Annotated in this window: 26 protein-coding genes and 1 riboswitch; of the genes, 14 read left to right on the plus strand and 12 right to left on the minus strand. The window is 48.5% G+C overall.

What is annotated here, in order from left to right; genetic code table 11:
- Positions 1 to 11 precede the first annotated feature (11 nt).
- Positions 12 to 641: an OB-fold-containig protein gene (locus tag HEN21_RS11655; protein ID WP_000599921.1), complete on the minus strand. Its 630-nt coding sequence runs from the start codon at positions 639 to 641 to the stop codon at positions 12 to 14.
- A gap of 266 nt (positions 642 to 907) precedes the next feature.
- Here HEN21_RS11655 and glgS point away from each other — a divergent pair, with 266 nt between their 5' ends.
- A complete protein-coding gene (gene glgS, locus HEN21_RS11660; protein ID WP_010348753.1) occupies positions 908 to 1,108 on the plus strand; it encodes a cell surface composition regulator GlgS in 201 nt (66 codons plus the stop codon).
- A gap of 34 nt (positions 1,109 to 1,142) precedes the next feature.
- Here glgS and ubiK read toward each other — a convergent pair whose 3' ends face one another.
- Positions 1,143 to 1,442 carry a ubiquinone biosynthesis accessory factor UbiK gene (ubiK, locus tag HEN21_RS11665; RefSeq protein ID WP_010347865.1) on the minus strand — a complete coding sequence of 100 codons (300 nt, stop codon included), beginning with the start codon at positions 1,440 to 1,442 and terminating at the stop codon, positions 1,143 to 1,145.
- Positions 1,443 to 1,563: 121 nt separating this feature from the next.
- Positions 1,564 to 1,712, plus strand: a riboswitch (FMN riboswitch).
- Positions 1,713 to 1,815: 103 nt separating this feature from the next.
- Between ubiK and ribB the strand changes: the two genes are divergently transcribed.
- Positions 1,816 to 2,469 carry a 3,4-dihydroxy-2-butanone-4-phosphate synthase gene (ribB, locus tag HEN21_RS11670; RefSeq protein WP_001077004.1) on the plus strand — a complete coding sequence of 218 codons (654 nt, stop codon included), beginning with the start codon at positions 1,816 to 1,818 and terminating at the stop codon, positions 2,467 to 2,469.
- Positions 2,470 to 2,532: 63 nt separating this feature from the next.
- On the opposite strand, the gene HEN21_RS11675 is transcribed toward ribB, so the two are convergent.
- The 4 genes from HEN21_RS11675 to HEN21_RS11690 all read right to left on the minus strand — a co-directional run bounded on the left by HEN21_RS11675 (position 2,533) and on the right by HEN21_RS11690 (position 7,503).
- Positions 2,533 to 3,585: a fimbrial adhesin gene (locus HEN21_RS11675; RefSeq protein WP_016231454.1), complete on the minus strand. Its 1,053-nt coding sequence runs from the start codon at positions 3,583 to 3,585 to the stop codon at positions 2,533 to 2,535.
- A complete protein-coding gene (locus tag HEN21_RS11680) occupies positions 3,582 to 4,322 on the minus strand; it encodes a fimbrial biogenesis chaperone (protein WP_010348750.1) in 741 nt (246 codons plus the stop codon). The genes HEN21_RS11675 and HEN21_RS11680 overlap by 4 nt, the downstream gene beginning before the upstream one ends.
- Positions 4,323 to 4,337: 15 nt before the next feature.
- Positions 4,338 to 6,860, minus strand: a complete 2,523-nt coding sequence (locus tag HEN21_RS11685; protein WP_176251834.1) for a fimbria/pilus outer membrane usher protein — start codon at positions 6,858 to 6,860, stop codon at positions 4,338 to 4,340.
- Positions 6,861 to 6,939: 79 nt separating this feature from the next.
- Positions 6,940 to 7,503, minus strand: coding sequence for a fimbrial-like protein (locus tag HEN21_RS11690; RefSeq protein ID WP_000915004.1), 564 nt, complete (start codon positions 7,501 to 7,503; stop codon positions 6,940 to 6,942).
- Positions 7,504 to 8,074: 571 nt separating this feature from the next.
- On the opposite strand from HEN21_RS11690, the gene yqiD reads away from it, so the two are divergent.
- A complete protein-coding gene (gene yqiD / locus HEN21_RS11695; protein WP_000469267.1) occupies positions 8,075 to 8,245 on the plus strand; it encodes a protein YqiD in 171 nt (56 codons plus the stop codon).
- Between the two features lie 57 nt (positions 8,246 to 8,302).
- Here the strand turns inward: yqiD and zupT are convergent, their stop codons facing one another.
- On the minus strand, positions 8,303 to 9,076 hold the full coding sequence (gene zupT, locus HEN21_RS11700) for a zinc transporter ZupT (protein WP_000115866.1): 774 nt from the start codon (positions 9,074 to 9,076) through the stop codon (positions 8,303 to 8,305).
- Between the two features lie 142 nt (positions 9,077 to 9,218).
- Between zupT and ygiD the strand changes: the two genes are divergently transcribed.
- On the plus strand, positions 9,219 to 10,007 hold the full coding sequence (gene ygiD / locus HEN21_RS11705; protein ID WP_176251881.1) for a 4,5-DOPA-extradiol-dioxygenase: 789 nt from the start codon (positions 9,219 to 9,221) through the stop codon (positions 10,005 to 10,007).
- A 113-nt stretch (positions 10,008 to 10,120) separates the two neighbouring features.
- Here the strand turns inward: ygiD and HEN21_RS11710 are convergent, their stop codons facing one another.
- The 3 genes from HEN21_RS11710 to tolC all read right to left on the minus strand — a co-directional run bounded on the left by HEN21_RS11710 (position 10,121) and on the right by tolC (position 13,587).
- On the minus strand, positions 10,121 to 11,281 hold the full coding sequence (locus HEN21_RS11710) for a glutathionylspermidine synthase family protein (protein WP_000442877.1): 1,161 nt from the start codon (positions 11,279 to 11,281) through the stop codon (positions 10,121 to 10,123).
- 5 nt (positions 11,282 to 11,286) lie between these two features.
- Positions 11,287 to 11,958 carry a DUF1190 family protein gene (locus tag HEN21_RS11715; RefSeq protein ID WP_000831533.1) on the minus strand — a complete coding sequence of 224 codons (672 nt, stop codon included), beginning with the start codon at positions 11,956 to 11,958 and terminating at the stop codon, positions 11,287 to 11,289.
- Positions 11,959 to 12,105: 147 nt separating this feature from the next.
- The gene (gene tolC, locus HEN21_RS11720) at positions 12,106 to 13,587 is read right to left on the minus strand and encodes an outer membrane channel protein TolC (RefSeq protein ID WP_176251880.1); all 1,482 of its coding nucleotides are present in this window, start codon (positions 13,585 to 13,587) and stop codon (positions 12,106 to 12,108) included.
- A gap of 205 nt (positions 13,588 to 13,792) precedes the next feature.
- Between tolC and nudF the strand changes: the two genes are divergently transcribed.
- From nudF to parE, 5 genes are read left to right on the plus strand one after another with little or no spacing between them, the layout of a single operon-like run.
- Positions 13,793 to 14,422, plus strand: coding sequence for an ADP-ribose diphosphatase (gene nudF / locus HEN21_RS11725; protein ID WP_000917108.1), 630 nt, complete (start codon positions 13,793 to 13,795; stop codon positions 14,420 to 14,422).
- Positions 14,423 to 14,845 (plus strand): DUF1249 family protein, encoded by a 423-nt coding sequence (locus HEN21_RS11730; protein WP_000833387.1) that lies wholly within the window; start codon positions 14,423 to 14,425, stop codon positions 14,843 to 14,845.
- Between the two features lie 24 nt (positions 14,846 to 14,869).
- A complete protein-coding gene (gene cpdA, locus HEN21_RS11735; RefSeq protein ID WP_000444757.1) occupies positions 14,870 to 15,697 on the plus strand; it encodes a 3',5'-cyclic-AMP phosphodiesterase in 828 nt (275 codons plus the stop codon).
- Positions 15,697 to 16,278: an esterase YqiA gene (gene yqiA / locus HEN21_RS11740; RefSeq protein WP_000105733.1), complete on the plus strand. Its 582-nt coding sequence runs from the start codon at positions 15,697 to 15,699 to the stop codon at positions 16,276 to 16,278. The genes cpdA and yqiA overlap by 1 nt, the downstream gene beginning before the upstream one ends.
- 28 nt (positions 16,279 to 16,306) lie before the next feature.
- Positions 16,307 to 18,199 carry a DNA topoisomerase IV subunit B gene (gene parE / locus HEN21_RS11745; RefSeq protein WP_000195277.1) on the plus strand — a complete coding sequence of 631 codons (1,893 nt, stop codon included), beginning with the start codon at positions 16,307 to 16,309 and terminating at the stop codon, positions 18,197 to 18,199.
- 62 nt (positions 18,200 to 18,261) lie between these two features.
- Here the strand turns inward: parE and HEN21_RS11750 are convergent, their stop codons facing one another.
- Positions 18,262 to 20,403: a TonB-dependent siderophore receptor gene (locus HEN21_RS11750; RefSeq protein ID WP_176251879.1), complete on the minus strand. Its 2,142-nt coding sequence runs from the start codon at positions 20,401 to 20,403 to the stop codon at positions 18,262 to 18,264.
- A 373-nt stretch (positions 20,404 to 20,776) separates the two neighbouring features.
- Here HEN21_RS11750 and HEN21_RS11755 point away from each other — a divergent pair, with 373 nt between their 5' ends.
- Genes HEN21_RS11755 through HEN21_RS11775 form a run of 5 tightly spaced genes read left to right on the plus strand, consistent with a single transcriptional unit; the run spans position 20,777 to position 25,454 of the window.
- Positions 20,777 to 21,586 (plus strand): ABC transporter ATP-binding protein, encoded by an 810-nt coding sequence (locus HEN21_RS11755; protein WP_105285414.1) that lies wholly within the window; start codon positions 20,777 to 20,779, stop codon positions 21,584 to 21,586.
- On the plus strand, positions 21,583 to 22,566 hold the full coding sequence (locus tag HEN21_RS11760) for a FecCD family ABC transporter permease (protein ID WP_176251930.1): 984 nt from the start codon (positions 21,583 to 21,585) through the stop codon (positions 22,564 to 22,566). The genes HEN21_RS11755 and HEN21_RS11760 overlap by 4 nt, the downstream gene beginning before the upstream one ends.
- An 8-nt stretch (positions 22,567 to 22,574) precedes the next feature.
- Positions 22,575 to 23,612 carry a FecCD family ABC transporter permease gene (locus HEN21_RS11765; protein ID WP_176251963.1) on the plus strand — a complete coding sequence of 346 codons (1,038 nt, stop codon included), beginning with the start codon at positions 22,575 to 22,577 and terminating at the stop codon, positions 23,610 to 23,612.
- 10 nt (positions 23,613 to 23,622) lie between these two features.
- Positions 23,623 to 24,570 (plus strand): iron-siderophore ABC transporter substrate-binding protein, encoded by a 948-nt coding sequence (locus HEN21_RS11770; protein ID WP_010356901.1) that lies wholly within the window; start codon positions 23,623 to 23,625, stop codon positions 24,568 to 24,570.
- Positions 24,567 to 25,454, plus strand: coding sequence for a MurR/RpiR family transcriptional regulator (locus HEN21_RS11775; RefSeq protein WP_176251931.1), 888 nt, complete (start codon positions 24,567 to 24,569; stop codon positions 25,452 to 25,454). Before HEN21_RS11770 ends, HEN21_RS11775 begins: the two co-directional genes overlap by 4 nt.
- 44 nt (positions 25,455 to 25,498) lie before the next feature.
- On the opposite strand, the gene HEN21_RS11780 is transcribed toward HEN21_RS11775, so the two are convergent.
- Positions 25,499 to 25,813 (minus strand): putative quinol monooxygenase, encoded by a 315-nt coding sequence (locus HEN21_RS11780; RefSeq protein ID WP_000958592.1) that lies wholly within the window; start codon positions 25,811 to 25,813, stop codon positions 25,499 to 25,501.
- Positions 25,814 to 25,834: the final 21 nt, after the last annotated feature.

Below are 25,834 nucleotides of genomic sequence, written 5' to 3' on the forward strand. Positions count from 1 at the left end.
TAATTAAATACTTATAATATATTTGGCCAGGGATTTTTTTCAGCCAAATACCGCGTTGGAGAAAGTCGGCAAATAATTAATACCTCGTCACCTTTATTAAAAAATTTCCCTTCTTCGGGTTCCAGTAATAAATAGTGTGTTTGACCGAATTGATCGGTGAGTTTTCCTTCACAGGGGTTACCTGAAGTCGCCTGATGACCGGTAATTAATGCCATGCAGCCAATATATTCTTCTTCGGTAATAGCAGAGCTATGGTCACGTGGAACCCAGGGGGCAATTATCTTACCGGTATAATGCACCATGATAATTGAGAGCAGTAAACTGACAGGAACAACGAACAGATTCGAGAGTGGGGCTTGCCAGAGCAAGATGCAGGCGTGTTGTAGCAAAACACCAAGCAGCCCAAAGAAACCGGCTAGCAGGCAGAGGATGACGAGGGCTGGTAGCCGTCCGATATTGAGATAATGAAGCGCCTGACTAATATTACCTGTGGTTATGGAATCGTAATGATCAAGATGTGCATCGAGAGCGCCGGATAGCATATGGCCACAGATAATGGCAATAATTTCCAACAGACCGATTAATAGTACAAAGGAAATAGCGAAAAGATAAGGTGCGTTATAGTCGGCAAATAAAATCATCAGTCACTCCATCGTCCATTCAGTGACGCATTGTTTATTGTGGTATGGTTTCCTTGCTTACATTTATCTTGGCTAATAATAACATATGTTAGTGAGTTCTTAAAAGGAGAAGTCATTTAATGTTATTTTTTATTTTTTGAAAAAGTGTGATCCTAAACAATATATTTACGCACGTTATGTTTAAAGGCACTACACTGATTAGGGAATACTGAAATCAGAAAAAGCATATAGCCTTAAAAGGTATGCGATAACCGGAGGATGTGCTTATGGATCATAGTCTTAATTCTTTAAATAATTTCGATTTCCTGGCGCGTAGTTTTGCCAGAATGCATTCTGAAGGCCGCCCGGTCGATATTCTGGCCGTCACCGGTAATATGGATGAAGAACATCGGACCTGGTTTTGCGCCCGCTATGCCTGGTATTGCCAGCGGATGACACAGTCAAAAGAACTGGAATTAGAACATTGATATTACGGGCCATTTGGCCCGTTTTTGTGTTGCTTTATTCTGCTTTATCAACGGGTGGGATGGCTGGAGGAGACTGAACTTCTGCTACCGGATTATTGCGTGCTTCCAATTCACTGATGCGCTGTTCCAGTAACGCCAGTTTCTCACGGGTCCGTAACAGAACCTGCGTCTGAACGTCGAATTCTTCACGGCTCACAAGATCGAGACGCGTCAACTGCGCCTGGAGGGTTTGGCGGATTTTTTTCTCCACATCTTCCCCGAACTCCCTGATTCCTTTAGGCATTGATTCGTGAACCTGGCGAGCAATTTGCTCAATTTTTTTCGGGTCAATCATTGTAGTTTCCCTGTACTGATAGGTGTTTAGTGCCATTGTAGTGCGATAAGGGTAAGTCATAAACCAGAATTATGTGAACCTGTGCGTTGCCGCCGCTAATCATTAGCGTTATAGTGAATCCGCTTATTCTCAGGGCGGGGCGAAATTCCCCACCGGCGGTAAATCAACTTAGTTGAAAGCCCGCGAGCGCTTTGGGTGCAAACTCAAAGGACAGCAGATCCGGTGTAATTCCGGGGCCGACGGTTAGAGTCCGGATGGGAGAGAGTAACGATTCTGTCGGGCATGGACCCGCTCACGTTATTTTGGCTATATGCCGCCACTCCTAAGACTGCCCTGATTCTGGTAACCATAATTTTAGTGAGGTTTTTTTACCATGAATCAGACGCTACTTTCCTCTTTTGGTACGCCTTTCGAACGTGTTGAAAATGCACTGGCTGCGCTGCGTGAAGGACGCGGTGTAATGGTGCTTGATGATGAAGACCGTGAAAACGAAGGCGATATGATCTTCCCGGCAGAAACGATGACCGTTGAGCAGATGGCGCTGACCATTCGCCACGGTAGCGGTATTGTTTGCCTGTGCATCACTGAAGATCGCCGTAAACAACTCGAGCTGCCAATGATGGTAGAAAATAACACCAGCGCCTATGGCACCGGTTTTACCGTGACCATTGAGGCTGCTGAAGGTGTGACTACCGGTGTTTCTGCCGCTGATCGTATTACAACCGTTCGTGCTGCTATTGCCGATGGCGCGAAACCGTCAGATCTGAATCGTCCGGGCCACGTTTTCCCACTGCGCGCACAGGCGGGTGGTGTACTGACTCGCGGTGGTCATACTGAAGCGACCATTGATCTGATGACGCTGGCAGGGTTTAAACCGGCAGGTGTACTGTGTGAGCTGACTAATGACGATGGCACCATGGCGCGTGCGCCAGAGTGCATTGAGTTTGCGAATAAACACAATATGGCACTGGTTACTATCGAAGATCTGGTGGCTTATCGTCAGGCGCACGAGCGTAAAGCCAGTTAATAGCCTGTATATTTTGAATATAGAAAAGCCGGGCATCTGGACTGACCCCGGCTTTTTTGCTATTTAGTGATAGTTTATTTTTACGATCAAGTCTTTCTGGAAGGGGCCGAATCTAAGCGATTCGCCAGGTTTTTGTGTTAATTCCGCCAGGTAGTCATGGGTCGCCGTGGTGGAAGATTGTCCCGGTACATAGGTGGTAAATATTTTATACTGGTTAAATATTACGGAATCCTTCGTTTTTTGGTCGATGATGTTCATCAACAGACCATTTCCCATTTCCAGATGGGTATCGTCGTAGAGTGTGTCACTTGTATAGAAACTTGTTGCAACGTCAAATTGTTCGCTGCAATCAGCAGTGGCATCTTTTATTGTTGAAACACTAAAAGCTGCTTTGGGGGGAAATGTCGAGAAAGAGTTTGCAGCGATTTGACCAAAGTTGACGATCTGGCTCTCTGGATAAATGCGCATAGTTACGCCGCAATCAAGAAATGAAATATTGTCTAGACCTGTAATATTCACATGAAGGTTTTTTGCTCCGGGGTTAGTGTTTGCACCTTGTCCACCATCAAATTGCAACACGTTTACATCCCCAAAGTCCCAACTGAGGCCCTCTGTAGAAGGGGGAAATTGAGCGAGTTTTACATACAAGCGAAAACGAGCATTGAATTCGTTATTTTTCTGATATGTGCTGCCATTACAAGCTTTAGTTGTATATTGATCCCCCGTTGAATTCTTTCGATCCAGACACACTCCCGTATCTATGCTCTGACCATTTCCTTCATAGTCCTGACCGTTATAAGTCACACCAAATATTAAATACGGGTTGTTCAGAACGATGGGATCATTAAACTCTGCCAATTTGATCCAGGCATGAATATTTTCTGTGGGGTTAGCAGATGACCAGTTACCTGCATTGTTGCAAAAAACGTGGACAGCGATATCGTCACTTTCCCAAATTTTCTGACCCAGAATGGCATTTTGAGGAATTCTGAAGGAGGGCATCTCCTTTTCGATCAGCGTAGGTCCTTTGTTTTTATTCTGATAGCAATCGACAGCATAAGAAGAAACGTTAAAAAACAAACACAGAATAGCTAACAGCCTAAAAAGCGTAATCATAATTTTCCCTTTCTGGCTGATGTGCTTTGACACAGAGACTGGACGGAGTTGCACTCAACTTTAAACATTTCCAGACCACCATAGTCGCCAACAAAACCGAGCAGGAATGTGGCTGGTAGGTTGTTCAGGTGCTGAGTCGCTGTTGCAAACGGTGCTACCATAATGCTGTCTGCCCCAGGCATTAATGTTTTTCCGTTAGTGCCTATATAACCAACAGTAATATGATAAGGCGTTGGATTATTGAGCGTGAGTCCTGTCGCAGTACGGGTTACCGTGACTTTTTGCAGAGGCACCATTTGCCCCTCTTTTAATTCAATGGCTTTTGGACGCCAGAATAATTTCAGGCGGCTTTGCATCGCGATCTGCATTACATTCTGTTCTTTGGCGCGAGGCGGAATTTCCCGGACGTTATAGTAGAACAAGGTTTCCCTGTCTTGTGGTAAGTTATTGAGCGATGCCAGTGCCATCAGACGAATTTGCACCTGTTCATCTGCTTCGATACGTTCCATTGGCGGCAGCGTTGAAATATAGTCGCGTGTTTTTTTGCCGCTGGCATCTTCAATCCATGACTGCGCCAGATAAGGTTCAGTTTTGCTTTGATTGGTCAGACGAACTGTCGCACTTTTACTGGAAGCATTAAAAATAATGCGCGTCCTGTCCGGTGAAACCGTGGCCTGGGCAAAACAACTTATCACCAGTAAACAAATCATTCCCGTTGTGATTATTGGCATTTTCATTTCATTCATCCTGAATTAATTGACTTTTTTACACGGTAAAATAATAGCGTTTTCGCTGATATTACTTTTATTGGGCGGAGTCATTTCGCACATGTTATCCCCCCATGTTAAACGCAATGTACTATTTTCCTGAATTCCGCTGAGATAAACGAAGCCATCTTCTGCAACCAGGCCCACATCTTTACCTGATGCTTTATCCGTTACGCTCACTCCAAGTGGCGGGAAACGGCCATTTTCCATGCGGATCACTCCGACGATCTGGTATCCGGTGCTGGCATTCAGTTTCGCGTAACCGATCGCGCCCTCAGTGAGCGTGGTGCGAATGACTGAGTTTTCAACATCCACACCTTCGGGCAATTCGTTGTTATTCACTCTTAGCATGGCGGTGGTGTAGTTCGATAAAGAAGGAACAACAGCAACGCCCATCCCGTTGGTCACGGTACGGTTAGAGTTAATCTCAACGCCAGCAATGCCGTCTGTATCCACCATCATGCGGGCATTATCACCGTAGCTATAATCATGAAGCGCAACACCGTGACGCGTGGCTGTCAGAGAGCCGTACCAGCCAGCAGTGATTGAGTTGTATTGATTTGGTTGCATACTACCGTTGATATTCAGGCGTCCCCACGGAGAATAGTGCTGATAACTTCCGCGCAGTGTTGGCTCTCCATCGCGGATATTGTCGTCTGTTGCCGATGCTGAAATATTCCAGGTATTGTTACGATCTGATGTGTCATACCAGGAGATCATTTGCGAGGTATTACTGTCACCGGTACGTTGCATACTGTATGAGATATTACGATTTTGCTGTAAAGGCAGAGAGAATGAGAAATAATACTGATTCTCTTCGTCGTCATCCCAACGAATCCGGCTTATTGCCAGCGAAGCGGAGATCCCTCTGAAATCACCAATATCAAAATTTCTGCTCAAAGACAGGGAGTAATTGGTATTACTTTCACGGTCCCAGTAGGTATTACGTGTAATATTGAGATAAGAGTTCAGCTCCAGCGCAGCAAAGTACTGGTTCAGCGAAATTACATAGCTCTCTTTTTCATTATCGACGGTTTCATCACCGTTGCGCGAGGCGAGATACTCGCTCATCGACACATAATCTTTATCAGAGAAACGATAACCCGCGAAGGTAATCTGGCTCCCAGTTGATTCAAAATGTTTTGCGTAGTTAAACCGATAACTATAGCCGCGTAATTTATCGCTATTCTGTTGTTGCAGAGAGGCTTCTGCGCCGGTGACATCGAATGAAAGCGAGCCGAACTGATTAAGGTTAAAACCTACACCGGTAGTAATCGCCTGATAATCATCAGCCGTAAACATGCCGCCGCCATAGAGAGAGACGTTATTCAGCCATCCCCATGAGGCTTCCGTCGTCCAGAAGAATGGGTTATTGATATCGTTATGCCCAACGGAGGTTGGTTTCCCAAGTGACATTTTATAGCGCACTTGCCCTTTACGGGTTAAATAAGGGATAGAAGCAGCGCCGACTTGAAAGGTGTTGGTGCGACCATCTTCTTCTTCTACAGTGACATCCAGTTGCCCCTGGAGCGATTGCCCCAAATCAGAAATGGTAAATGGCCCTGGTGAAACGGTAGTTTGATAAAGGACTCGACCATTTTGTGCAACGGTGACTTTGGCGTTAGTCTGCGCGATACCGGTAATTTGCGGGGCGTAACCCTGTAAATCGGGTGGCAACATACTTTCGTCACTTTCTAAGGATGCACCAGTAAAGTGGAATGTATCGTAAAGATTGGAACTCAGATCGTATTGCCCCATGGTAAATTTTGATGACCATGTGGGGATAGGACGGAACAAATAGGTGCGCGCAAAGTCGCCGTCGTGGCTAACGGAACGGCCTTCAGTAAGATTCTGATTATATTGATAATCACTGCGTAAACGCCATGCGCCGAGGTTGAAACCTAATGTGCCGTAGGAACTGATATTTTGGGTGCTGTCGCCGTGATGTGGCGCATACTGGCTGGCGTACAGGTTGTAGTCGAGAATAAACCCTGCGATACCGTCATCCCAGAATTCGGGGGGAGTCCAGTTTTTGGCCTGATATTTGAGCCATGCCTGAGGAACACTGAGTGATAACACCATTGTTGACTTATCGAGGCGCGTTATTAATTCTGGTTTTAGGCTTAAATCAAGGCAGTCAGTGCTTTGTATTGTTTGTAAGGTGTCAATGAATTCTTCATTCAGGCCAAAGTTAGTTAAATGCTCTTTCGTCAGGCACAGTAACGAACCGCTTTCTGTATCTGCTTTTACCCAGTCCAGCGTCGACGCTTGCGGTAATATATTTTTATTGATCTGCACGCGAACAAGATATTTGCCTGGAGTGATATATCCTTTTTTCTCGAATCGGGAGAGATCGATATTTGCACGATCTTCAACGTCAATCATATCAACGTTGAATTCTACCGCTTGTGTCGGAAAAACTAATAACAGTGAGCATACAACACCAGAAAGGACATTTTTTATTGAGAGAGATAATTTATCCCGACTAAACGTGTTTTTAGTTTGCATAAAAATCCATTTTTACAATGTCCCAAACAGCCGATGAAACTTCATCGGCTTGATTTTCTGGCGTTATCTATGAGTATTATTATTTGTAGTCGAGGACATAGTTTGTCTGCGCCTGGACGTTACCTGGTGTTGCATTTTTAGCCAGGGATTCCATGCGAGCTTTGAAGTTCAGCTCCTGGAATGAGTTGGTGGTAGGGAAATTGATGGTGACTGGAGTACCCAGGGTCACATTAGTGTTGTCAGATTTTATCAGGCGAACACCAACACCCGATGCACTACCGATGTTGCCATCAAGGGTGTTTTTCAGCAGGCTGGAGTCAGTGGTATCAACGCTGGCAGAACTGAAGGTAATTTTGACTTTATCGACAGTATTTGTGCCATCAGACAAAATGCAGTCCTGCAGATGAATGGTGACATCTACCGGCAGAGATTTTTGTCCACTGTTCAATACAGTGCTGGCAACTTCACCAAGGTTGATGGTTTGATCTTCATCACCAGGCGCGATAGAACATGGTGCATCGATAACTTCACCTTTAAAAGTGATTTTACCTGACCCCTGATTTGTATCATCAGCAAGAGCGTTAAAAGCGACACCAGAAATTAACGTAGCCGCGAATGCAGACAGAAGGGTTTTCTTTAACATGAGTATAATCCTTTACAAATAGGAAGTATGAAATATGAGAGAAAATATATTTTTTGAATGAAATATTAATTTCAGTAAAATGTTATCACGTGGCTAAATGCAAGTCTTGTTATGTTTTTTTAAATTGACTTTAAGAAAAACTTAAACAATAAATAAAGAAAATGAATTTGCTATTACATCAATCAAAATAAATAAAATTAATTGATGTGGTGAATGTTGTTTTGAGTAAACAGGTGAAATTAACCTCCGTTGTTAGGCGGTTTGTGCTTGTCGTTAATAGCTTTCCATTTATATTCTGAATGCTAATGAAATATTGTAAACATATGGTTTACATAAAATAGCAACAATGAAATATATATAATGAATAGATACCCTATGTTGAAGGAAGTATAAGTATTTTTAATGTAAAGGGTGTTTTTTAAACAACAAATGATATGTTTCTGTTCATTAAATATGATCGAAATCATATAATTGTTTCTCTATTATGCGACCATATGAATATATCCGAAAATGGATGTGTGAAATTTATTCGCCAAATGTTTAATAATGTTAAATATTAAGGGTAAAAAGGATGTTTATCGCCTGGTACTGGATTGTATTGATTGCGCTGGTTGTGGTGGGTTATTTTCTGCATCTGAAACGTTATTGTCGGGCGTTCCGCCAGGACAGAGACGCACTGCTGGAAGCGCGTAACAAATACTTAAGCAGTGCGAGAGAAGAAGTAGCAGAAAAGCTGGAATAGAGCTTTTGTGATGTCTGCAGATGTTGTCCATGCGCCGGACAACATCTGAAGTCGTTTTTAACCAATTCCTGCCGTTTGTAGCAGCACTAAACTGAACCCCATTACTGACATTCCACATAGCACGCCATAGCTGGGGTTATTATTGGGATCAATTTCTTTGGCCAATGGCATTAATTCGTCAACGGAAAGTGCGACCATAATACCCGCAACCGCCGCCATGATTGCTGCCATTACCACTGGAGAAATCATGCTACCGAGGATTAACCACGCCAGAACACCACCGAGAATTTCTGCCAGTCCAGAAATCCCGGCCCACAGAATTGCGGTGCGTTTCGAGCCTGTTGCAGCATAAACCGGCCCTGCTACTGCCAGACCTTCAGGAATATTGTGCAACGCCACTGCCAGAGCGATACCAAAGCCCAGCTCCAGGTTACTGCTCGCTGTGACAAAGGTGGCAATCCCTTCCGGGAAGTTATGCAGGCTGATACCCAGAGTGAGCAAAATGGCAGTGCGCTTGATTGATTTTGGTAGCGGCTGCACTGATTTTTGCATTAAATCCTGCGGGTGGGCATGGGGCAACATGCGGTCCAGGCCAAAATAGCCCAGCAAACCAACGATAAACATACCGTAGCCCAGCACAGGCGACATCCCTTCGGCGGCTAATGCGGCAGGAAGCATCTCCATTAATGAGATGAGCAACATGATCCCCGCCGCAAATCCCAGCGAAAACGCCAGCAGTCGGTTTGAGGGTTTTTGTCCAAGAACGCCGAGAAACGCGCCAATAAACGTGGCTGCCCCCGCCAGTATGGTCAGAATGAGAGGTACTGACATCGACAACTCCTTATAATTCTTCAACTTCAGGTGGAGCTTCAAAATAACTGATGATCATCATCATGGTTATCAGGGTTCTTCGCCCACCGAACAAGCGTATTGTGAGGATATCAAAATGACACCTTCAATTAAGGATATCATCATGTCTTCAACGCGTATGCCAGCATTGTTTTTAGGTCACGGTAGTCCGATGAATGTGCTGGAAGATAATTTATATACCCAGGCCTGGCAGCAGCTAGGCGAGACATTGCCGCGCCCGAAAGCGATAGTCGCTATTTCTGCGCACTGGTTTACTCGTGGCACGGGAGTAACGGCGATGGAAACACCGCCGACAATTCATGACTTTGGCGGTTTTCCTCAGGAATTATACGAAACCCATTATCCGGCGCCGGGTTCACCAGCGTTGGCACAGCGACTGGTCGAATTGCTGGCGCCAGTACCCGTTACCCTGGATAAAGAAGCGTGGGGTTTTGACCACGGTTCCTGGGGCGTGCTGATTAAGATGTATCCTGACGCTGACATCCCGCTGGTACAGTTGAGTATTGACAGCACTAAACCCGCCGCCTGGCATTTCGAAATGGGACGTAAACTGGCGGCGCTGCGCGATGAAGGGATAATGTTAGTTGCCAGTGGCAACGTGGTGCATAACCTGCGCACGGTGAAGTGGCATGGTGATAGTTCACCGTATCCGTGGGCGATGTTATTTAATGAGTATGTGAAAGCGAATCTGACGTGGCAAGGGGCGGTTGAGGAGCATCCACTAGTGAATTACCTCGACCATGAAGGTGGGGCGTTATCGAACCCAACACCGGAACACTTTCTGCCATTGTTGTATGTGTTAGGTGCGTGGGATGGTCAGGAGCCGGTGACTGTTCCAGTTGATGGCATAGAGATGGGCAGTTTAAGCATGTTGTCGGTGCAGGTAGGCTAACGGAGAAAATATCCCCCTTTGTCGGCCCACATCCGGCAACGGCTGTCAGATGCGGCGTAAACGCCTTATCTGAGCTACGATACCGGATGGCGAATGCCATCCGGTATCATTGATTACTCTACAAAAATATGCGGATAAAACCGAGACATATCCTGGGTGATTAATGCGCGGTCTTCACGAATCCCAATTCCGGCAGGCTGATCATTCACCAGCCAACTACCAATCAGCATATAACTGTCGCCAAATTTCGGTAGTGGATGGAATTGCTGAACAATCATGCCTTCTTCGCCATACGGACCTTCCGCCGCTTCAATGGTTTTGCCGTTCTCGATGATTGACACGTTTGCGCCTTCACGTGAGAAGATCGGCTTAACCACATATTTTTCCATTTGCGGATGATCATCTTCCGCAAAATAAGCGGGCAACAGGTTCGGGTGATTCGGGAACATCTCCCACAGTAGTGGCAGAAGCGCCTTGTTGGAAATAATGCTCTTCCATGCTGGTTCCAGCCAACGCACGCCAGCATCTTCCAGCTTAGTGGAGAACATTTCGCGCAGCATAAATTCCCACGGATACAGTTTGAACAGATTAGCGATGACCTGATCCTGCAAATCCGTGAACTGACCTTTTTCGCCTAAACCGATATCGTCGATGTACAGAAACTCGGTGGCGATTTCAGCTTCGGTCGCGCAGTCCTGCAAATACTGAATTGTGCCGCGATCTTCCACTGTGTCGCGACAGCAGGTGAGATGCAGCAACTGAAAGCCGTACTGCTCACGCAGCTCGACAAAGCGATCGATCAGCTTTTCTTGCAGACTGTTAAACTGGTCGCTGCCTTCCGGTAGGTTGCTCGCGTTAAGCTGATCTTCCAGCCAGATCCACTGAAAGAACGCAGCTTCATACAGTGACGTTGGTGTATCGGCGTTATTTTCCAGAAGTTTAGGTTCGCCAGTGCCATCCCACGCCAGATCAAGACGCGAATAAAGCGACGGCTGGTGAGTCAGCCATGACTGACGCACAAAACTCCAGGTGTGTTTTGGAATGCGGAATTTGGTCATCAGCTCGTCGCTGGCGATCACTCTTTCCACCACTTTCAGGCACATCTGGTGTAGTTCGGCGGTGACTTCTTCCAGCTTTTCGACCTGTGCGAGGGTCAATTTGTAGTAAGCATCTTCACACCAGTACGGCTCACCGTACATGGTATGAAAATTGAAACCGTACTCGTGAGCTTTTTCGCGCCAGTCCGGGCGCTCGGTAATACTGACTCTTTCCATCGGTATCAGCCGCCCATTGAACGAGAAGAAGTGCCGGTTGCGCTACGCTGCATGGTGCTTTGTTTGGCAACAGATTCACCAAAGCCGCCACGGGTAACGGTGGTGGTGGTCGCCGGTTTCGGCGCCATAGCTGTTTTCGGTACGGTCATGGTGCGGCCTGGCTGGGCAGCGCCATAGTTTTTACCGGTGGCATCAGTATATTTGCCGTAAGCCGGGCTGGCCGGGTTTTTCGAGGAGAACAGCGGCTGCTGTGCAAAGCCCGCGCCGCCGCCCATCAGACGCCCCATCATGTAACCAGCCATCAGCGGCATCCAGAAGCTACCGCTGGATTGCTGAGCCTGTGCCTGGTTTTCTGGCGCCATGCCAGCCTGAGCCGGCGCCTGCTGGCATTGACCTTCGCCAAATTCAGCAACACAGTCTTCCCGAGTGGCGTATTTCGGCGCAGTACGTTCCGCTTCTTTCAGCGCATTATTGTACGCAGTGGCGCATTCTGCGCTTTTACCTGGGTTTGCAGCTGAACAATCATCAGCATTTTGATACAGAGACACAGTCTCATCACTCTTTTCACAGCCAGCCAGCATAAAAACAGTGGCAACCGCGAGAGCGACAGGTGTCAGATGGCGTGCGCTCCAGTTTTTACGGAACGATGCGTGGCGTATGGATTTTGTCCGTTTCATTTTTGTCTTCCGGGACCAGTGGTAAATACCCATCAGAATAGAGGATGGCTGGTCGAAATTGAAGCGAGAAGGGGGAAGAATGCGGCAGATAACCCGTATCTTTACGTTGCCTTACGTTCAGACGGGGCCGAAGCCCCGTCATCGTCATCAGTTACGGAAAGGGTTATGACCGTTACTGGTGGTAGTGCGTGCGGATGTTTGCTGAACAACTGGTGCCGGGCTATCAGGCGCATAGCCATCAGCAATAGCATTCTGTTCTGGCGTTGGCGGTGCAACGTTTTCCGGGTTAGTGGAAACCGGTTTGCTCAGCGCATTGTTCAGTGCCAGCAGATCCTGCTCGTTCAACGTACCCAGAGCTGATTTAATATTCAACTGGTTAATCAGGTAGTTATAACGCGCATTTGCCAGTTCTTGTTTGGCGTTGTACAGCGTAGTGGTAGCGTCCAACACATCAACAATGGTACGCGTACCGACCGAGTAGCCCGCTTCCATCGCGTCTAATGAGCTTTGGGCGGAAACAACGGCTTGTTTGTAAGCGTTAATGCTACTGATAGATGCATTTATGTTGTTGAAAGAGGAACGCACGGTTTGCACGACGCTACGGTGTGCGCTTTCCAGTTGTTCGCTGGCACCGACAAAGTTGTATTGTGCCTGTTTCACCTGCGAGTTAACCATCCCGCCCTGATAAATCGGCAGCGAGAAGCTCAGGCCAACTTTGTTCTGGCCCATATTGCTGTCGTCAAACTGGGCACTGTTCGCACCACGGGTTTTCGAACCACTATAAGAGGTATCAGAAATCCCGGTAGAAGCTGTTAAATCCAGCGTCGGTAAGTGACCGTCCTGCGCCTGGCGAATTTGCTCGCGCGCCAGATCCTGGCTCAAACGTGCCTGTAACAGCGACAGGTTGCGTTTTTCTGCTTCTTTCAGCAGCGCATTAACCGGCTGTGGTTTGTCGGTTTTGAAGTTTTCGACATTCAGTGCTGCCAGTTCCGGATAGTAGTTACCGGTGATCTGACGCAGTTGCTCAACGGCATTGTCGAGGTTGTTACGTGCGGTCACTTCGTTCGCCAGCACGGTATCGTACTGTGCGCGGGCGTTCTGCACGTCGGTGATCGCCACCAGACCCACGTTAAAACGTTGGGTGGTTTGATCCAACTGACGGTAGATCGCTTCTTTTTGCGCCTGAGTATAGGAAAGAACGTCAATGGCATTCAACACGTTGAAATAAGCGGTCGCGGTGTTGAGGATCAAGGTTTGTTGATCGGTCTGATAGGTGACGTCCTGAATACCGGCAGCCTTTTCCTGCAAGGTCAGCGCACGCCATTTCGACATATCGAAAATGGACTGAGTCAACTGCAGGGATGCACTGGTTGCGTTAGAGTTGATGCCGTTCGCGTCGCGGTAGCCGTTGCTATAGGTGTAATCTGCACCTAAACCTAGCTGTGGCAGTAATGGACTGCGCGCTTCATTAATTTTTTCAAAGGCAGCATCACGATCGGCGGCAGACTTACGCAATTCCGGGTTACTAAGGCGTGCTTGCTGATAAACTTGCATCAGGTTCTCGGCCTGGCTCAACGTACTGAACCCAGAAAGGCTCAGGCCGATAAGAATGGGGAGCAATTTCTTCATTTGCATTCCTTGTGGTGAAGCAGTATTTAGCGCTGATCAAACTGTAAAATTATTGCGGATTCTAGCAGAAGCCGCTACCGCAAAAGGTTGGCGTTACGTGCCATAGGGCATTAATGTGCCTCAATTTAACACATGACTGCTCAAACGGCAGTCAAACGTCGCTGAAATTCACATTTTATTCACTATTAGTGCCAGGACATTAACCATGCTTAAGCCAGACAACCTGCCCGTTTCATTTGGCAAAAACGATGTAGAAATTATTGCACGAGAAACACTTTATCGCGGCTTTTTTTCATTAGATCTTTATAGGTTTCGTCATCGTCTATTCAACGGGCAAATGAGTCATGAAGTCCGCAGGGAAATTTTTGAGCGCGGTCACGCCGCAGTCTTGCTACCCTTTGACCCAGTGCGTGATGAAGTCGTGCTGATTGAGCAGATACGGATTGCCGCATATGACACCAGCGAAACCCCCTGGCTACTGGAAATGGTTGCCGGGATGATTGAAGAGGGGGAAAGTGTGGAAGATGTCGCCCGTCGCGAAGCGATTGAAGAAGCGGGGCTGATAGTCAAACGAACCAAACCGGTGTTAAGTTTCCTCGCAAGCCCAGGCGGCACCAGTGAGCGTTCGTCAATTATGGTGGGCGAAGTGGACGCCACGACCGCAAGCGGTATTCACGGTCTGGCTGATGAAAACGAAGATATTCGCGTTCATGTGGTAAGCCGGGAACAGGCATACCAGTGGGTAGAAGAGGGGAAAATCGACAACGCAGCGTCGGTCATCGCTTTGCAATGGCTGCAACTGCATCATCAAGCGTTAAAAAATGAGTGGGCATAAATGAAGCGTTACACACCTGACTTTCCTGAAATGATGCGCCTGTGCGAGATGAACTTTTCACAATTGCGCCGTTTGTTACCGCGCAATGACGCACCCGGCGAAACTATAAGCTATCAGGTGGCAAACGCACATTATCGGCTAACGATAGTGGAATCGACCCGATACACTACCCTGGTGACAATAGAACAGACTGCGCCCGCGATCAGCTACTGGAGCCTTCCGTCAATGACGGTGCGTCTGTATCATGACGCGATGGTGGCTGAAGTGTGTTCAAGCCAGCAGATTTTTCGCTTCAAAGCGCGGTATGATTATCCTAATAAAAAGTTGCATCAACGCGACGAAAAGCATCAAATTAATCAGTTTTTAGCGGATTGGTTGCGATACTGTTTAGCACATGGAGCGATGGCGATTCCGGTTTATTAGCGTCGTGAAACCTAAGGACACCATTTGGAAAGCCTGTTAACCCTTCCTCTGGCTGGTGAGGCCAGAGTGAGGATTTTACAAATTACCGACACTCACCTGTTTGCACAAAAGCACGAAGCCCTGTTGGGGGTTAACACCTGGGAGAGCTACCAGGCTGTGCTGGAGGCGATTCGTCCACACCAGCACGAATTCGACCTGATTGTCGCGACAGGTGATTTAGCGCAGGATCAAACTGCTGCGGCCTATCTGCACTTTGCAGAAGGCATCGCAAGCTTTCGTGCGCCCTGCGTCTGGCTGCCGGGAAACCATGATTTCCAGCCTGCGATGTACAGCGCGTTACAGGATGCGGGTATCTCCCCGGCGAAGCGTGTGTTTATCGGTGAGCAATGGCAAATCCTGTTGCTGGATAGCCAGGTGTTTGGCGTACCGCACGGCGAATTGAGCGAGTTTCAGCTTGATTGGCTGGAACGTAAGTTGGCTGATGCGCCAGAGCGCCATACGTTGCTGCTACTGCACCATCATCCGCTGCCTGCAGGCTGTAGCTGGCTCGACCAACACAGTCTGCGTAACGCAGGTGAACTGGATAATGTGCTGGCGAAGTTTCCGCACGTCAAATATCTGCTGTGTGGTCATATTCATCAGGAACTCGATCTCGACTGGAATGGGCGCCGCCTGCTGGCAACGCCGTCGACCTGTGTGCAATTTAAACCGCACTGTTCCAACTTCACGCTGGACACCATTGCCCCCGGCTGGCGTACGCTGGAGTTACATGCTGATGGCACGCTGACTACCGAAGTGCACCGCCTGGCGGACACGCGTTTCCAACCTGATACCGCTTCAGAAGGCTACTGATGTCTACGCTTCTTTATTTACACGGTTTCAACAGCTCACCGCGTTCTGCAAAAGCGAGCTTGTTGAAAAACTGGCTGGCGGAACATCACCCTGACGTTGAGATGATTATTCCGCAGTTGCCGCCGTATCCTTCCGATGCGGCAGAACTGCTGGAATCCATTGTCCTGGAACATGGCGGCGATTCGCTGGGTATCGTCGGTTCGTCACTGGGGGGTTACTACGCCACCTGGTTGTCGCAATGTTTTATGCTGCCCGCAGTGGTGGTAAACCCGGCGGTGCGCCCGTTTGAACTGCTAACAGACTATCTCGGTCAGAACGAGAACCCCTACACCGGGCAGCAATATGTGCTAGAGTCACGCCATATTTACGATCTCAAAGTCATGCAGATTGACCCGCTGGAAGCGCCGGATCTTATCTGGCTGCTGCAACAGACGGGAGATGAAGTGCTGGATTACCGCCAGGCGGTGGCGTACTACGCTTCCTGCCGCCAGACTGTAATAGAAGGCGGCAACCACGCATTTACGGGCTTCGAAGATTATTTCAACCCGATCGTCGATTTTCTTGGTCTGCACCATCTCTGACGATCAACTCGAATTGCTAACTTAAACCATGACGCAAACTTATAACGCTGATGCCATTGAGGTACTCACCGGGCTTGAGCCGGTTCGCCGCCGCCCGGGGATGTATACCGATACCACTCGCCCTAACCATTTGGGGCAAGAAGTTATTGATAACAGTGTCGATGAAGCACTGGCGGGTCACGCAAAACGCGTGGATGTAATCTTACATGCTGACCAGTCGTTAGAAGTGATTGACGATGGTCGCGGGATGCCGGTGGATATTCACCCTGAAGAGGGTGTACCGGCGGTTGAACTGATTCTTTGCCGTCTGCACGCAGGCGGTAAATTTTCAAACAAAAACTACCAGTTCTCTGGCGGCCTGCATGGCGTGGGGATCTCGGTGGTTAACGCCCTGTCAAAGCGCGTAGAAGTCAACGTGCGCCGCGATGGCCAGATTTATAACATCGCGTTTGAAAATGGCGAAAAGGTTCAGGATTTGCAGGTTGTCGGCACTTGCGGTAAGCGCAATACCGGTACCAGCGTGCACTTCTGGCCGGATGAAACCTTCTTTGACAGCCCGCGTTTTTCTGTTTCACGCCTGACACATGTCCTGAAAGCCAAAGCAGTACTGTGCCCCGGCGTTGAGATCACCTTTAAAGATGAGATCAACAACACTGAGCAACGCTGGTGCTATCAGGACGGTCTGAACGATTACCTGGCGGAAGCGGTAAATGGTTTACCGACGCTGCCGGAAAAACCGTTTATTGGTAATTTCGCTGGCGATACTGAAGCGGTTGACTGGGCGCTACTGTGGCTACCGGAAGGTGGTGAACTGCTGACCGAAAGCTACGTCAACCTGATCCCAACGATGCAGGGCGGTACGCACGTTAACGGTCTGCGTCAGGGCTTGCTGGATGCGATGCGTGAGTTTTGTGAGTACCGCAACATTTTGCCGCGCGGCGTGAAGCTGTCGGCGGAAGATATCTGGGATCGCTGCGCATATGTGCTGTCAGTAAAAATGCAGGACCCGCAGTTTGCCGGGCAGACCAAAGAGCGCCTCTCTTCGCGTCAATGTGCGGCATTCGTTTCTGGCGTGGTGAAAGATGCCTTCACCCTGTGGCTGAACCAGAATGTCCAGGCAGCGGAACTACTTGCTGAGATGGCAATTTCCAGCGCCCAGCGTCGTATGCGTGCCGCCAAAAAAGTGGTACGTAAAAAGCTGACCAGTGGACCGGCATTGCCAGGCAAACTGGCTGACTGTACTGCGCAGGATCTCAATCGTACCGAACTGTTCCTCGTGGAAGGGGACTCCGCAGGCGGATCCGCTAAGCAGGCGCGCGATCGTGAATATCAGGCGATCATGCCGCTGAAAGGTAAGATCCTTAATACCTGGGAAGTCTCTTCCGATGAAGTACTGGCCTCGCAGGAAGTGCACGATATTTCGGTAGCGATCGGTATTGATCCTGACAGCGATGATCTTAGCCAGCTACGTTACGGCAAGATCTGTATTCTCGCGGATGCGGACTCCGATGGCCTGCACATTGCCACGCTGCTCTGCGCTTTGTTTGTAAAACACTTCCGCACGCTGGTGAAACATGGTCACGTTTACGTCGCTCTGCCACCGCTCTACCGTATTGATCTGGGTAAAGAGGTTTATTACGCGCTGACAGAAGAAGAGAAAGAGGGCGTACTTGAGCAATTAAAACGCAAGAAAGGCAAGCCGAACGTTCAGCGTTTTAAAGGGCTGGGGGAAATGAACCCGATGCAATTGCGCGAAACCACGCTTGATCCGAATACTCGCCGTCTGGTGCAGTTAACCATTGATGATGAAGACGATCAGCGTACTGACGCGATGATGGATATGCTACTGGCGAAGAAACGCTCGGAAGACCGCCGTAACTGGTTGCAAGAGAAAGGCGACATGGCGGAGATTGAGGTCTGATAATCCTCCCGTCAGGAGAATAAAACATAGCCCAGTATACAATCGTATACCGGGCTTTTTTATCAAAACTCCATTTTCACCGTGAATTGCACTTCACGAGGATCGCCAATCTGGTTGCCCAGATTATTTGTGGCGATGGAAGAGGTGTAATACGTTTTATCAAACAGGTTTTTGACGTTTAATTGCAGAGTGACCGGATACTGCAATTTCATTTTGTATGCGGCGAAGGCATCGGCAACGAAATAGCCTGGCAGATAATAGTCAGCCCCATTGGTTGCCGAACGACGGCTTACGCCATGTCCGCCACCGCCAAACGTCAGTGTGTTATTGCCTGGCATGTTGTGAATGTCATAGGTCAGGAATAGCGAACCGGTATGACGAGGAACATTCGGCAATGGTTTTCCTGCATAATCAGGATCATCCAGAACCTTAGCATCGGTATAGCCGTAGCTGGCAATTATATTAATATTTTCAGTTAATGCTCCCGCAAGGTCGACCTCTACCCCTCTTGAACGAACGCGGCCTGCCGTTTTGGCGATGGTTTCGTCACCAATACTTTCGGTATACAAGACGTTACGTTTATGGATATCAAACAGCGCAATATCTGCGGTTATACCATCGAACAGCTCGAATTTTGCCCCGACTTCGTAAGCATTAGATGATTCCGGTGGAAGATCGCCAATGTAGCTGGCAATTGACGATTGCGGCATAAATGTTTGCGAATAATTAGCAAATAAGGATACCGATGGCGTCAGTTTGTAGACCAACCCCAGTTTGGGAGTCCATTGTTCATCGCGACTGTCAGTATTGACATTAAAAGGGCGGCCTTTACCCGCATACTGCGTGTAATACTGATAGCGGATCCCGGCGACGGCAATCCAGTTATCGGTCAGATAGAGTGCGTCCTGTGCGTACGCTGAGTAGCTCTCCTGTTTGATCGTCTGATCGCTGTCCGACGCCGAGACCGTTGTGCATTTGCTGGTATTGCCATAAACAGGATTATAAATATTGAAATCTTTAGCGTTTTTACAGCGAATCATATCTGTGCGCAGAAGATCATAATATTCATATGACACCCCACCCAAAATTTCATTATAGAATCCAGCAATATCAACATTCCCTTGCAGATCCGCACGAGTAGAATGCATACGCTGGGTAGATCCCTGAGTTGCATCAACACGCCGTGTCAGTGTTCCTGTCGTTGCATCATACGCGGTAACGCGAGCTTGATTATCGCTGTATTTATCCTGGCTGTAGCTGTAATCAAAGCGCGCTGTCCACTGGCTATTGAGATGATATTCTGCGTTGAGTTGCGCCAGATCGGACTGACCATCTGTAATATTAAACGGTTCGTCGAAACGTATTTTTCGATCAACGTTTACGGGCTGTTTCGTCGTAAGGTCGAAAATCGTTCCACGATCGAACGGCGTTTTATAATCCCGATGGGAATAGAGCATGGTTACTGTTGCATTATCACCAAACCAGGTGAGTGATGGGGCAATAAATGTACTGCGCTCTTTACCGAAATTCCGCCAGTAATCTTCATCCTGCACTTCCCCCGTCAGGCGGTATGCCAGCTGAGTGCCTTCAAGGGGGCCTGTGATATCAAGTTGCCCGGTGCCACCACCGAAACTGGAGGACGTGGCTGAGACAGAACCATGGAATGTTTTTTCCGGGCGCTTTGTCACGACGTTAATCAGTCCGCCAGGATCGAGAATGCCATACAGCGTGGAGGCCGGGCCTTTTAGCACTTCCACACGTTCTGTTGCGGCGTTGAAGCTGCGAGGAAGTACGGTTCGCAGACCGTTGGTCATGATCGAGCCATCCCGGTTTGCGCCAAACCCACGGCGTACAAAAGCATCCTGAGTCCCGCCTAATGTATTGGTCTGTACCACGTTACTGACGTTATAAAGCGCCTCATCCAGCGTCGTCGCATTCTGATTTTCCAGTACTTGATCGCTAACCGTATTGACCACCTGCGGAATATCCAGCATTGGCATATCGGTTAATGTCGCCGTGGAGGTGCTCAGAGGTTGATAACCATCGGTAGCCTCAGTTGCGGTGTTTGCATCCGCTGTAACAGTGATTGTTTCGCCATCTTTGGTCGTTACAGTGTCGGTTGCATGAATCATCGGTGCCGCAAAGAGCAGTGAAAAGAGCGCCCGACCTTTGACTCCTGAGAATGAAGGTGTGAACTTAGCCATTTAGTCTGTTATCCCAAAAACTCGCGGATTGTCGCGAGTGAAAATTGTTTCTTGTTGCTCACTAAGCACTATCCGTTTGTTATTTCGCCATCGGATATGTAATTGAGAATCATTCAATCATGTGGTGATGTAGTAGTAAATGAGAAATAACAAAAAATTGCTACATGTGTTTTTATGAGAGATTAATGCAATTTAGTTGTGATTAAATTATTAATATATAATGGTTTTATTTTTATCATTAAAAATATTTAACCTGTTATTTACCTTGTTTTTGTGTGGCTTTTAACTTCTTGACTACTACATTTTGTGGCGTCAAACTCTCAAAGGAGAATGAGTTTTATTTTTGTTTGTCTTTGATTAAGTTGGCGTACACGTGGCACATAACGCAAAAGGGCAGGGGCTGATCCTCGACAATGTTTCTGCCGGGTATCACAAGAAAATCATTGTTGATGGTGTTTCTTTCTCCGTTCCCACAGAAAAAATGACCGTTCTGGTTGGGGCAAACGGTTGTGGAAAGTCGACGTTGCTCAGCACCATTGCACGTATCTTGCAACCCATGGGCGGCTCGATATTGCTGGATGGTAAAGCGATTCACGAGCAACCAACGAAAGAGTTATCCCGCAGACTTGGGATCTTGCCGCAGTCGCCATTATTGCCAGAGGGCTTAACCGTTTATGAACTGGTGTCGCGTGGGCGCTTTCCCTGGCAAAATTTCATACGTCAATGGAGCGACGCCGACGAACAGGCGGTAGAAGAGGCACTGAAATTAACCGGTACGCAGGAGTTTGCACATTTACCGGTTGAAAAACTCTCTGGTGGGCAGCGCCAGCGATGCTGGATTGCGATGGTGTTGGCGCAAAAGACGCCTTATATCCTGCTGGATGAACCCACAACCTGGCTTGATTTACGTTATCAGGTTGAAATTCTTGAGTTATTACATGATTTAACGCGTCATCACGGGCGTACAGTCGTCGTGGTGTTGCATGATCTGAATTTTGCCGTGAATTATGGTGATACGCTGATATTTTTACGCCAGGGGAAAGTGGTGCGTGTATTGAATGAGGGGGAGCATTGCACACCTGAGCTGGTAAAAGCTGTCTTTGACGTTGATGTTCACGCATCAATAAATCCTCTGACGGGGAAATCGTTTTTCATGCCGTTTCGTGGTGTAGAAAAAGTATGATGCGCGCGGGGCTGGTTACTGTATTTTTCCTCGCCTTACTGCTGGTGGGATGCGTGGTATATCCAGGGATTGGTGCCCGATTTATTGCACCACAAACGGTGTTGCAGGCATTTCTTCATTTTGAACCGCAAAACTTCGATCACAACGTAATTGTAAGACTCCGTTTGCCGCGTTTAGCGGCAGCATTGCTGACTGGTGCTTCTCTTGGCGTTGCTGGTGCTTTGTTGCAGGCTGTCATTCGTAACCCATTGGGGGAGCCACATATTTTAGGCTTAAATGCCGGCGCCGCCCTGGCTGTCGTTGCCGCCAGCGCGCTTGGACTGGCCTTTCCTGTTGGGCGCCCACTGCTGGCATCTGCGGGAGGCGCGTTATTGTTCCTGTTGATATTGCTGCTTTCCTCCGCAGGGCGTTCAGGGTTAACGCCAATGAAAGTTACTTTATGCGGCGTGGCGCTATCGGCGTTTGTTTCCTCAATAACGGCTGCAATCCTGATTCTTGACGAGCAAACGTTGCTGGCGATGCGGACATGGTTAGCAGGTGATTTAGCGGGGCAGGATTGGGCGACGCTGGGTACGTCCGCCTGGTTTTCTTTGGGGGGATTTGTATTAGCCCTTTACCTTGCTCCCTCTCTTAACATGTTGGCACTGGGCGATCGTATGGCGCAGGGGCTGGGTGTCTCGGTACTACGCACGCGGACATTCACTTTGATCGCGATCGCGTTGCTTTGCGGTGCTGCCGTATCGATAGCTGGCCCCATTGGTTTTGTCGGCTTGCTAGTACCGCAGATTGTCAGGCGCCTGGTATCAGCGGATCTGCGCGTTCTGCTCCCTCTTTCAGCTTGTGTCGGCGCCCTTTTGTTATTACTGGCAGATATTATTGCCCGGACGCTTTTCACGCCCCATGAGTTAGCGACCGGTGTCATGACGGCGTTAGTTGGTGCGCCCGTTTTTGTCATTATGGCGACGAGGATGTTCAAATGAGTCGGATAATGAACGTCGGGCTACGTCCACTACGTGTTGGTAAGTTTTCGACACTGGTACGCCCTAAAAATCTGGTGTTGCTTGGTGGGCTGTTTCTGTTTGCGGTTGGAATACTGATATTCGGTCTGATGCATGGTTCTTTTTCTGTCCCGGCATCGGAAGTCGGGCGAGCGTTGTTTGCTCCAGAAAACGTAAGCACAGACGCACGTTATATTGTGCAGGATATTCGCTTGCCGAGAGTCATCATGGCATTGCTATGCGGAGCCATGTTAGGTATGGCGGGGGCCGCGATGCAATCCATTGCGCGTAACGGCCTTGCCGATCCCGGTTTAATCGGCGTTAAAGAAGGATGTAGCGTGGCTGTGCTGTGGCTGATTTTCCAGTTTCCAATGCTGGGAATGTTCTGGCGTCCAGTGGCTGGTCTTGCTGGTGGCTTATTGGTAGCTTTAATCGTGATTTTTTGCGCGCGCGATATTTCTCGCCCGCGATTTGTTCTGATAGGCATTGGCGTGTCCTGGTTTTTCGCCGCCGGGATCGGTGTATTTATGACCACAGCAGATGTTCGTGATGTACAAACTGCATTGATGTGGTTATCGGGAAGCCTTCATGCAGCCAACTGGATGTTAGTCGGTATTTCAGCCTGTTGGATGGTGCCAGCCGCTCTTTTATTGCTGTTCACCGCCCGGACTGCGGATATCGCTCTGCTTGGTCATCAGATTGCAACCGGGTTAGGTGTGAATAGTTCCCGTCTGGCGTTATTGCGTGTAGCCGCACCAATAATCCTGACAGCTGTCTGCGTTTCATGTGTTGGTAACATCGGTTTTGTCGGATTGATAGCACCGCATATATCACGTTTTATTCTGCGTGGCGGGCAGACGACATTACTGCTGGGGAGCGCAGTATCGGGGGCGTTATTAGTTATCCTGGCGGATAGCATTGGTCGTTTGGCTTTTTTGCCTTTGCAACTGCCAGCCGGCATCATTATTTCACTGATTGGTGGACCATTCTTTTTACTACTGCTCTGGCAACGCAGGAACAGTTTTTAACGGGAGTTATATGCGTTTATTTTTTTCTCTGCTGATACTGTTGTCATTTTTTGCCCGTGCAACAGAACCGGTTCAGGTCTTTACTGATGATTTAGGGCGCAAAGTCACTGTTCCTGCACATCCAAAGAGAATTGTCTCTTTACACGACCTTGATATCACTATTCCTCTGATTGAGCTCGGTGTACCTCCTGTCGCCAGCCACGGGCGAACACGGCCTGATGGTAGCCATTTCATTCGATCAGGCGCGTTACTAACAGGCGTCGACTTCGATAATTCATCGATAGCCTTTATTGGAACTGCTGATATTGATATTGAAGCGATTGTGGCGGCAAAGCCTGATCTGATCATCACAGAACCGACCCGTAATACGCCCATTGAACAACTGGAAAAAATTGCGCCCACGGTGAGCATTGATCATCTCAAAGGGGGCGCGCCAGAAATCTACCGCAAGCTGGCAGAACTTACAGGAACGCAGGCGCGGCTGGCGATACTTGAACGCCGCTATCAGGCACAAATCAATGCGCTGAAGGCGACGCTGGACAGCCAAAAAATAACGGTATCGGTGATTCAGGCAAATCAGGGAAAAATTAATGTGATGCATAGCTATCATTCGCTGGGGCGTGTATTACGCGATGCTGGTTTTCGCTTTCCGCCGCTGATTGAGAGCATTCCTGAAGGTGGGCGAATGGATGTGAGCGCGGAGCGTTTGCCTGAACTGGATGCCGATTTTGTTTTTGCAACCTGGCGTGGTGACACCGGTGGTAAACCTCAGGATGAGCTGGCAGCAATGGAAAAAGTCATGCCGGGATGGTGTCAATTTCTGACGGCCTGTCGTTCCGGGCGCTATGTGCTGATTTCTCGTGAAGAGGCGATTTCTAACTCCTTTGCATCGCTGGGGCTGATAGCCGCGCAGATACAATCACAAATTGCAGGGCGACCTCTACCGGAGGCCAAATGATTCAGAAAGACAAAACACGAGTTGATATTTTTGGTGAGCGTTTTCGTACTCGCGCGAGTCAGTTAACGCCTGGGTTAAGAGCCGTCGCCAGCTACATTAATGAACATCGTGAAGTGGTACTCGAGCAAACGGCGATGGAAATTGCGACCACATTGAACACTTCTGATGCCACAGTGATTCGGGCTATACAGACCCTGGGGTTTGCGGGGCTACGAGATCTGAAACGCACTCTGGAACAGTGGCTTGGTCCTGCTCTTAGTTCCAGCGAAAAGATGTCTACGACGGTGAGTAACTTGACGAGCGATGTTAACACCGCAATCGATTTTGTTCTTGAAGGGCATTTGTATACCTGTAATGTCCTGTCAGAGCCTGAAAACCGCCATGCGCTTGCACAAGCGGTAGCTATGCTGGTGCAGGCGCGGCAAGTTGTTATTTTTGGCATTGGCGCTTCGGGTATTCTGGCGGACTATACTGCACGGTTATTCAATCGTATTGGCTTACCCGCCACGGCGCTAAACCGTACTGGTATTGGCCTTGCCGAGCAACTGATCGCGCTTCAGCGTGGTGATGTATTGATCATGATGGCGCAAAAATCCGCACACCGGGAAGGACTGACAACGCTGCGTGAAGCAAGACGGCTGGGGATCCCTGTTATTTTGCTGACAAACGCTCTGGATTCGCGTTTTAGCAAAGACGCCAGTATCGTGATTCATGTTCCGCGCGGCGATGAAAAGGGGAAAACGCCGCTACATGGTACGGTATTGTTGTGCCTGGAAATGATTGTCTGGTCGGTGGCTTCCGCAGTGCCGCAGCGTGCGGTTAAAACCATTAAGCGAATTAACGATTTCCATCGGGGTTTGAAAACGGGAAGAAAGACTGGCTAATCTGACCTGAGACCGGTAACAGCACCGGCCTCTTTTCAGAAATGTCAAAGCCCCGGCTGCAGAATACGAATATTCATCTCCAGCACGTCGCCTTTTACGGCTTCACTATATGCTTTCATGTGCGGGGTTTGCAGATGCGCTTCAAGATGGGCAATGCTTTCCCACTGCTCAATCATCACGATAGAGTCCGGCGCCATAGACTGGAAACTCACGCCAGCAGCGCAATCCACCATCGGCGCATAGCCGTGGCAACCTTCTTCCTTCAGTACGATTGGAACGATTTTAGCAAACTGATCCAATACCGCCTGACGGTGATGTTGGCCAGGACGAGTACGGATTTCAGCGATTACTGTAAGCATGGTTAACTCCTTCTAAAGCCA

Source organism: Escherichia sp. 93.1518 (genome assembly GCF_013368915.2).
GTDB classification, from domain to species: domain Bacteria; phylum Pseudomonadota; class Gammaproteobacteria; order Enterobacterales; family Enterobacteriaceae; genus Escherichia; species Escherichia ruysiae.